Below are 9109 nucleotides of genomic sequence, written 5' to 3' on the forward strand. Positions count from 1 at the left end.
AATCAAATCCCCCCTCTTTTGGTAGGAACGCGATATACCCTAGGTTTAGTGCCTAAATGGGTTTTATCTTGGTAAGTAATTTTAGTGTTGAGCATGATGGCCACTTCACTGCGTGGATCATTGGCATCACCAAACACTAAGGCATCGGTTGGACACACAGTCACACACGCTGGCTCTTCGCCCCGCGCTAAACGCGTGTCTTTACAGAAGTTACACTTATCCGCCGCCTTGGTTTCTGGGTTCATAAAGCGCACTTTATAAGGGCACGCTGCCACACAGTACATACAGCCGACACACTTCTCGGTATGGATAGAGATAATGCCATCTTCACCCACATAGGCCGCGCCTGTTGGGCACACTTTAACGCAGGGTGCATCTTCACATTGCTGGCAAGATACCCTGTGATATTTGAAATGCAGATTAGGCATCTCACCAAAGGGGCCTTCCACACGCACTTGCAGACGAGTTACGCCTTCGGGTACGCCATTTTCACTGCGACACGCCACGTTACAGGCTTGGCAGCCGATGCACTTATTCTCGTCGTGCACCATTACATATCGTTTATTCATTTAAGCCTCCGATTAGCGCTTTGCCAGCGTGACGCCCGTGGTGTGCACTGTCATGCCACACACAGGAGCAGTAACGTGCGGTAGTAAGTTACCGCAGTGGATACCTTTGCCCGTTGCTCTGACCAACTCTTTGTTTTTAGAACCAAAGCCCATGTAAGCAAACACAGTATCTTGGCGAATACCCGGCGTGACTAAGGCATGGCCTTCTTCTGTGCCTACACTGCTGGTGAGGCGGATTGGGTCGCCATTGCTGATCCCTAATTTGCCCGCAGTGACGGGGTGAACCCACACAGCGTTATCCGACATCAGGTTAGCGAGCATAGGTACATTATGGGTTGCACCATTGGTGTGCACCGCCACTTTTCCTTGGATAAAGTACAGCTCATCTGCTTTTTTAAGATTCACTTCGCGGAACTTGATCACCCCACGGCCCGGTGCCATGGCTTCGACTTTCGCGGAAGTGAGTTCAATCTTGCCACTCGGGGTTTTAAAGGTCAGTGCACTGGCGTAAGTGCCGTCTTCATCGGCAGGTCGCGCATTGGGGTATGCCTTAATAAACTCGGCAACCATCTTAGGCTCGCACAACATAATTGGCTTACCAAAGCTCACAAAACCTTCGTCTTTGATCCGGCGCAGCAGGTCAGTGTCGCGGTTCACCTGCAGCATTTGCAGGGTTTCCATGTTTTCCCATGGATAGAACTCGCCAAGGCCCATAGCCACACCCACATCCTTAAAGATCTGCCAAGAAGGCTTAGTATCACCTAAGGTTTCAACGACCCGTTGGCGCACATAATAGGCCGGATTTTTACCTGACTTATCAGCAATTTCTTCATCACGTTCAAGATAAGTCGACTCAGGTAAAATCACGTCCGCATAGGCGGCGGTTTCGCTGATATACACATCACACACGGCGATAAAGTCGAGCTTTTTCATCGCTTCAACAACGCGTGCTCTGTCTGTCATGGTTTGCATTGGGTTAGTGCGTGACATCACCCAACCGTGTAACTGGTAAGGCACAGCGCTTAATGTGGCATCGAGAATGGTTTGGTAAACGCCGCCCGATGTCCACATCATGGCGTACTGTTCTTCCACCTGATCGATACGTTTCGCTGCTGGTTTTGGTATGTCTTTCACGCCAGGTTTTGCCAATACGGGCGCAACTGCTTCACCGGCAAGCTTGTTGTAATCACCGGGTTTCTGGCCGATATAAATCCCGCCCTTGCGCTCAATATTACCAATCAAGACGTTGGCGGCGTAAAGGGCGCGGCGCATCTCAAACTCTTCGGTGGTAAAGGTGGCTCTGTGACCAAAATCGACCACGGCATGGGGCGCTTTAGCGGCATATTCGTGGGCGATGCGGCGAATGTCTTTGGCAGGTACATCGGAAATGGTTTCGGCCCATTCAGGGGTATAAGCTTTCACTTCGGCGGCAAAGGCTTCGAAGCCTTCCACATAGCGCGCGACGAATGCATTGTCGTAAAGATTATCTTCAATCAATACATGGCATAACGCCAAGGCGACGGCAACGTCGGTTCCGGGGCGAATGGCGTACCATTCATCGGCTTTATCGGCCACGACAGAGAATCTTGGCTCGAACACCACTAGCTTGGCACCTTTGTCCATTTGCGCCGCCATCATGCCGCGGGTTTCGGACATATTGATGCCTTCGTACAGGTTATGGCCGAAGTTAATGATGTATTTAGAATTACTTAAATCACGTTTAACCTTAGTGCCAAAAATAGCCTTAGCGGCAATTTCATAACCACCAGGGCAAGTCGACGCGTGAGTAAAGGTATTTGGACTACCAAAGGCGGTCGCAAGGTGAAACAAATGCTTTTCTTGTGAGCCAGATTTTGACGAGAATGCCACGGCTTCTGGGCCATGTTCTTTTTTGATTTTATTGAGGTTTTCAGCGATTAATTTATAAGCCTCATCCCAACTGATCTCAGCCCATTTGCCTTCGCCGCGCTCACCGACCCGCTTTAACGGTTTAACGATACGCTGTGGATCGTACAATAAACTATGGCCTGCGCCGCCACGGGCACACACTTTACCGCCAAAGGATTTAGCGGCCTTGTTGCCACTAATGAAGACGTTTTTGCCCTCAATCACCCGCGCCGAAATCGGGCAACGGGTCGAACACATTTCACAAATACTGGCAATGTCTTTGCCCATGCCCTTTAGCTGCTTATTCTCTAATGCCGCTAAGCTGCCCGGCAGCAGACTGGCCAGCGCACACGTGGCGCTGCTCGCTCCTGCTCCCTTTAAAAAGGTTCGCCTATTAAGCTCAATCATGGTTACCTCCATCACGCTCATCCCACCCGTCAGTCGCCATTTTTGGCGCCATCGAGCAGAGGTTTGCTCACTGATTTGATTACTTTTTTAGTTATAAAGCGTTAAAACAGCGCCACCATATCTTCAAAATACACGGCATATGCTGAATACACTGCTCATCCACAGAGATTGTTATCCCGAAAGAGGTAGGTGGGTATTGTGGTAAACCACATGGGGAAGCTCGGTGTGATCTACCGCAACTAAAACCTAAGACTGACCTTGAAATACGTGAATAAGATCAATAGCTCTTAAAAAACGGACAGAAAAAAGCCGCCAGATGGGACAAATGGCGGCTTCAAAAACAAACAGATATTTCAGTAAATTGCGATCACACTCGTGGGATGAGCATCACTATGCTGAGTGAAAAGCTGAGTAAAAATCTACCACAATCCTTAATCCATTAATTCTATATCGAGACAGTTGAGCAGCCGAATCGCTTCGTCGCGGCTAAACTTAGCGCCTTTGATTTTATTGTTAAAAATGTCGATATCGTAATTGGATGCCTCGCTGAAATCCGCCTCCAATAATTGAGTTCGGCCAAACAGACTATGACTAAAATCCGTGTAGGTGAAATTGGCTTGATTAAAACTGCCCTCGCGAAAATCGACATCGTGGGCCTTGCACTCTTCGATGATAATTTCATCGAGGGACAAACCTAAAAATGAGCAATCATTTAAGATGGATTGCTTAAAGGAAAAGGGCGCGGCAAAGGATAAACGCGACCACGCGGCGCGGGTCCAATCGATACCGACTAACTTACACTCTTCAAACTCGACCCCGCTGAACTGGCACTGGGGCACTTTCACTAAGCTCAAGTTGCAGCGTACAAAGCGACAATCGATAAACTTACATTTACGAAAAACGCTCTCGCTAAAATGACAGTCTTGAAAGCAGCAATCCTCGAACTCGATGCCCTGTAGATCTTGGGCTAATTCCGACAAACCATTGAACTGTTTTGATAAAAAACTATTGCCCTGCAAAACCGCGCTTTGCGCCAGTTGCGATGGCGCAGGCACCGATTGTTTAAGCATTGGCACTTCTTTCTGTGACGACATAACACCTCTAATCCAGCCCAATCCCCAACAATATGATAATGCAGGGCAATTGGGCTAGGTACTGCTTATTGTTTACTCTCAGATACGAGGCTTGAGACTCACCGGCTAAATGCTCGCGACGAGTTCCTCAAGCTGATCGGTCGCCTTAGACCAACCCTGATGAAACCCCATATCCTCATGATTCTGCCTATCTTCGCTATTCCAATGCTGCACCTGCGCAGTGTACTTCCCTCCATTGGATATTTGGCTTGATGGTCTTGTGGGCTGTAACTGTGTAATAAGCTCGCACATCAGCAAAGAACAATGCAAATAGCCGTGGCAAATTTTGTCAAAAAAGGTAGAATGTCGCCACTTTTTCGCGGCAGTCTAGCACAAGGTTCTCTCGGATTAATGGTTAGCATTTTCGAGCAAAATGGCACGGGCCCAGCCCGCTTTTACAGACCACTTTCACTGTGGTGCCAACCTTGCCCTGCGTTTGTTCCATCCCTTGCATTATCTCCTGCTGACACAATTCAAACACCGCCCGAAAATACCCCTTTTGCTGTTCAAGATTTAACATCAAATCCCGCAAACTGGCTGAGCGCTTTACGCCCTAAGCCACGCGCGAATAATAAAGCGGTTGCAATGAATCTGGCTGTTGCTAACGCCATAGTCCATCTGCAAACCGACACTTATAAAAACCTTATCCCTACACTCTCTATCCTAAGGAATACTCGTCATGAGTCTTGCTGATTCCGTACTTGCCATCAATAACGATTTGCCTATCCGCACCGACAGCCCAGTCCACAGCGGCAAGGTTCGCAGCGTTTACTGGCTAACCGACGCCGACAGCCGCCGTTTAATTACCACTAAAGGTTATAACGTCCCCGAAGATACTCCGCTCGCCATCATGGTGATCAGCGACCGTATCTCGGCCTTCGATTGTATCTTCCACGGTGAAGGCGGCCTCAAAGGCATTCCCGGTAAAGGTGCGGCATTAAACGCGATTTCTAACCATTGGTTTAAACTGTTCGCCGAAAACGGCCTTGCCGACAGCCATATTTTGGATATCCCGCACCCGTTCGTATGGATAGTCCAAAAAGCCCGCCCTATTAAAGTCGAAGCCATTTGTCGCCAGTACATTACCGGCTCAATGTGGCGCGCTTACTCTAAGGGCGAGCGAGTATTCTGTGGCATCACACTGCCAGAAGGCTTAGAGAAAGATCAAAAACTCCCTGAGCTGTTAATCACCCCATCGACTAAGGGCATTTTAACCGGCATCCCAGGCGTGCCAGCCCAAGATGACGTGAACATCAGCCGCAGCGATATCGAAGCCAACTACCAAGCCTTTGGCTTTGAAAAGTTAGAAGATATCGACCTGTACGAGAAGCTGTTAAAAGATGGCTTTAAAGTGATTTCAAAAGCACTGGCCGACATTGACCAAGTGTTTGTCGACACTAAGTTTGAGTTCGGCTATGTCACCGACAAAGACGGCAATTCAAAACTGATTTACATGGATGAAGTCGGCACCCCAGATTCATCACGTATATGGGACGGCGGCGCCTACCGCGATGGCAAGATTTTGGAAAACTCTAAAGAAGGTTTCCGCCAGTTCTTGCTGAATCATTTCCCCGATCCTGATGTGCTGCTTAACAAAGACAGAATGCCAGAGCGTGAAGCCCTAGCTCGCGACAATGACCTGCCACTTGAGGCCATGATGCAAGTGTCACGCACCTACACCGGCGTTGCCGAGAAGGTGACTGGCGCTCCAATCCCGCTGCCAGCGAATCCAAAGGCAGATATCATCAAGATACTCAAAGATGAGTATGATCTGATTGTGTAATCAAATCATTGTGGGATGGGGCGTTTTCCCTTTCCCCAAGAGTAGAAAGGCGCTTAGGCGCCTTTTTGTTTGCTTTACAAAAGCAGCTTTTCCAAACTTCGTTTGGATCAAAGTCGTGGGGCTTCACCCCACGACTTTGATTCACCTCGGCCGTAAGGCCGGAATGACAGACAAAGAAAGACATATATGGTCACCTCGGGTTTAGCAAGGCCAATTCCGCGACGACAGAAGTTAACTCCCTCGGTATTGCCGCTCGGCGAGTAGGCAAATTGCGTGAGTCTCGCCATGGAATGCGAGTTAGCTTTCGAGGAAAGGACGAATGAAAATCGGTGATTTTCGTGCTGATGAGCGAGAGGCTAGGCCTGCCAAACTAGAGGGCTTTATATGGATAAAGCGAAACCATCGGAAGCATTAGCTATTTTCGAATAAGCACGAAGCCATGCCTTATAAATATGCATGTAACTTCGCTAGGAACGTCTGGCTGCATATAAAAACAATCTAAGGAGGATCGGGAACAGTAACCCTACTTAATCGACTCTTGATTAAAACTCACGAATGAAAAGCTGCATGAGCTTGGCGACATCCCTTAAAAACAACCTATCTATTCGCTGTGTTACAAAAATTACCTAATATAATAAGAAACAAAATGCAAATAATGACTTACAAATATAATCAATAAAAAACACTGAAATTCAAATAAATTACCAATTAAATCGCTATAAGTCACAGTTTAATACGGTTTGAAAATCTAGAATCCAGAGCCATTCATCATATATTTCATACGGTTATTTTTGGAGTCAGGTTGTGAGTCAAGCCATCTTTTCCAAGCTTTCTTTACGCAAGTTGTTAATCACTTTGTTCGCGGCGCTTTTGGCGCTGTTTTGCCTATCCTTGGGTACTATTGCCTATCATTTGCAAGAGGTTAAAAGTCAGATAAACCTGTTAGAACGTGAGTATCACAGCAACGATCAAGCTGCCGCTTTACTTCAACTGGTATCGGGCCTCAGACGTGAACAGTTGGGTTACAGTTTAAGACGGGTGCTGGATGCGCCTATGAGCGAAGAATCGCGTCAATATCTGCAAGACCAGACATTGTTGATCCAAGCCGCACTGAATGAACTCAAACAAGGTTCAGGGAAAGACACTCTAGTGCAGTTAGAAAAGCTGAACGCACCACTACAAGCATTTATGGGACTACATACTCAATTTTTGATACAGGATAATAACGACCTGCCAGAGAATACTGCCAATATGCTGACATCAATGGAAGCATGGCATATTTACAATAACGTGGAGACAAAACTCAGCGCCTTAATGACGCTGGAAACTCAGAAAGTCAGCTCCGCCAGAAATGCTAGTGAACAGGCAATCCAATCCCTTAGCAGCAGTCTGATTATCGTCTTCAGCCTCTTTGTGACGATCGCACTCGGGGCCGCATGGTTCCTGCTGCGCCGGATCTTTATTCCCCTTGGCGCAACCACTCAAGTACTGGAAAACATTGCTTCTGGTGATCTCGCAACCCGTATTCCGATGGAAAAGTTCACCAGTAGTGAATTTACCCATTTGGCAAAAACCCTTGAGCAAATGCGTATTACATTACAGGATATAATCTCTCAGATTGGCGCGGCTTCTGTACAGTTGGCCGCCGCCGTGGAAGATATGAGTACAATCGCTGCCGAAGCGGCCGAAGATATGCACCAACAACGCGCTGAAGTTGACCAAGTAGCAACCGCAATGACGGAACTGCAAAGCTCAATTAGCGATATTTCCCGTAATACCACTCAAACGGCCGATCAGGCCAATCTGGGTGTGCAAGCCACGGCCGAAGGGCAACAGGTGGTATTACAAACGCTGGAAACGATTCGCAACTCAGATGTCGAAATCACGACCGCCAGCGAAGTGATTGGTCAATTGCAAAAAGACTCAGACTCCATCGCTATGGTGCTAGAAGTCATTGGCCAAATCACAGAACAAACCAATCTTCTGGCCCTCAATGCTGCCATTGAAGCCGCCAGAGCGGGTGAAGCAGGCCGAGGCTTTGCCGTGGTTGCAGATGAAGTACGCACTCTCGCCAGCCGCACTCAAAGCTCAGCACGGGAAATCAAAGGCACCATAGAGCAACTGCAACAAAGAGCCCTGCATGCCAACGAAGTCATGCAAAAAAGCCGCGAGCGCATGCAAGGGAGTGTTCGCTGTGCAAATGAGGCCAGTGATGCAATTGAAAGGATCAGCGCTGCCATCAGTATTATCAACGATATGGCTATTCAAGTAGCCAGTGCCACCGAGCAGCAAACCGCCGTAACTGGCGAACTGGGTGTCAACATCATTAATATTAGTGATGCCGCCACTAAGGTCTCAATGGGAACAGGCCATGTATCTCAGTCCAGCCAGGAACTGAATCAACTGGCTCACAACTTAGCACAGTTGATTAGTCGCTTCCGCACCTAACACGCGCTACCACTCAGCCTCATGTGGCCACTCGGTCACATGAGGCTTGCCCCAACCACAAACAACTAAATGCAAAACTAAATGGACAAAACTAAATGGACATCCATCGTTAATGGCGCGATAGTTAACCTCCGACTATGCTTAGGCTAAGCATTGAACAAGGAGGTTTGTATGCCGCGCCCTCGCAGAACTCAGATTAGTGTTGAAGACACGCCCTTCTATCACTGTTGTAGTCGCGTTGTTCGGCGTGCATTTTTATGCGGCGATGATAGTTACTCGGGGAAAAACTATGACCATCGCCGCGCCTGGGTAGAATCGCTACTATTTGAACTTGAGGCGGTTTTTGCTATTGATGTAGCGGCCTTTGCGGTGATGTCGAATCATTTGCATGTGGTGTTACGGGTGGATATCGACCGTGCTAATCGTTGGACTGATCGCGAAGTGCTTGAGCAGTGGCATAAGCTATTCAAAGGCGATGAATTAACGCAAAAATTCGCTAAAGGTGAGTTGATTGAACCTCACCAAGTCCTCAGGCTAAAGCATGCCATAGCAATTTACCGTAGCCGTTTATGTGATATCAGTTGGTTCATGCGTTGCTTAAACGAACCGATAGCAAGACAAGCAAATCAAGAAGATAACTGTAGTGGTCGTTTCTGGGAAGGCCGCTTTAAGTCACAGGCTCTTCTTGATGAAGCTGCTGTTTTAGCCTGTATGACCTATGTTGATTTGAATCCCATCAGAGCCAAAATGGCTGACACGCCAGAACAATCAGACCATACCAGCATTCAGCTACGTATTCGGGCAGCATTGAAAGGTGATCAGCCTAGCAATCTACTGCCTTTCATTGGTAATGAACGCGATAACCAACCTAACTAAATGGA

The 9109-nt window shown here is 47.9% G+C and carries 6 protein-coding genes and 2 pseudogenes; 4 read left to right on the forward strand and 4 right to left on the reverse strand.

From position 1 onward, the window contains the following. Positions 1 to 2: 2 nt before the first annotated feature. The 4 genes and pseudogenes from Q4Q46_RS11050 to Q4Q46_RS11065 all read right to left on the reverse strand — a co-directional run. On the reverse strand, positions 3 to 569 hold the full coding sequence (locus tag Q4Q46_RS11050) for a 4Fe-4S dicluster domain-containing protein (RefSeq protein WP_105251316.1): 567 nt from the start codon (positions 567 to 569) through the stop codon (positions 3 to 5). Between the two features lie 12 nt (positions 570 to 581). Further along, positions 582 to 2864, reverse strand: coding sequence for a thiosulfate reductase PhsA (phsA, locus tag Q4Q46_RS11055; RefSeq protein ID WP_311905956.1), 2283 nt, complete (start codon positions 2862 to 2864; stop codon positions 582 to 584). Positions 2865 to 3295: 431 nt separating this feature from the next. Continuing rightward, complete coding sequence (locus tag Q4Q46_RS11060) at positions 3296 to 3958, reverse strand: pentapeptide repeat-containing protein (protein WP_311905957.1); 663 nt, start codon at positions 3956 to 3958, stop codon at positions 3296 to 3298. Positions 3959 to 4063: 105 nt separating this feature from the next. After that, positions 4064 to 4186: pseudogene (locus Q4Q46_RS11065) on the reverse strand (polyketide cyclase); the annotation flags it as partial. Positions 4187 to 4261: 75 nt separating this feature from the next. Here Q4Q46_RS11065 and Q4Q46_RS11070 point away from each other — a divergent pair. The 4 genes and pseudogenes from Q4Q46_RS11070 to Q4Q46_RS11085 all read left to right on the forward strand — a co-directional run. Further along, on the forward strand, positions 4262 to 4690 hold the full coding sequence (locus Q4Q46_RS11070) for a hypothetical protein (protein WP_311905958.1): 429 nt from the start codon (positions 4262 to 4264) through the stop codon (positions 4688 to 4690). Beyond that, positions 4677 to 5780 (forward strand): phosphoribosylaminoimidazolesuccinocarboxamide synthase, encoded by a 1104-nt coding sequence (locus Q4Q46_RS11075; protein ID WP_311905959.1) that lies wholly within the window; start codon positions 4677 to 4679, stop codon positions 5778 to 5780. Before Q4Q46_RS11070 ends, Q4Q46_RS11075 begins: the two co-directional genes overlap by 14 nt. An 804-nt stretch (positions 5781 to 6584) precedes the next feature. Then, positions 6585 to 8228 carry a methyl-accepting chemotaxis protein gene (locus tag Q4Q46_RS11080; protein ID WP_311905960.1) on the forward strand — a complete coding sequence of 548 codons (1644 nt, stop codon included), beginning with the start codon at positions 6585 to 6587 and terminating at the stop codon, positions 8226 to 8228. Positions 8229 to 8399: 171 nt separating this feature from the next. Further along, positions 8400 to 9101: pseudogene (locus Q4Q46_RS11085) on the forward strand (transposase); the annotation flags it as partial. Positions 9102 to 9109 lie beyond the last annotated feature (8 nt).

This window comes from Shewanella vaxholmensis (genome assembly GCF_031932135.1).
Lineage (GTDB): Bacteria > Pseudomonadota > Gammaproteobacteria > Enterobacterales > Shewanellaceae > Shewanella > Shewanella hafniensis.

Coding starts and splice junctions, on each gene's coding strand:
- Q4Q46_RS11075 (WP_311905959.1), top strand. CDS start 4,677: ATGAGTCTTGCTGATTCCGTACTTGCCATCAATAACGATTTGCCTATC.
- Q4Q46_RS11060 (WP_311905957.1), bottom strand. CDS start 3,958: ATGTCGTCACAGAAAGAAGTGCCAATGCTTAAACAATCGGTGCCTGCG.
- Q4Q46_RS11050 (WP_105251316.1), bottom strand. CDS start 569: ATGAATAAACGATATGTAATGGTGCACGACGAGAATAAGTGCATCGGC.
- Q4Q46_RS11070 (WP_311905958.1), top strand. CDS start 4,262: ATGCAAATAGCCGTGGCAAATTTTGTCAAAAAAGGTAGAATGTCGCCA.
- phsA (WP_311905956.1), bottom strand. CDS start 2,864: ATGATTGAGCTTAATAGGCGAACCTTTTTAAAGGGAGCAGGAGCGAGC.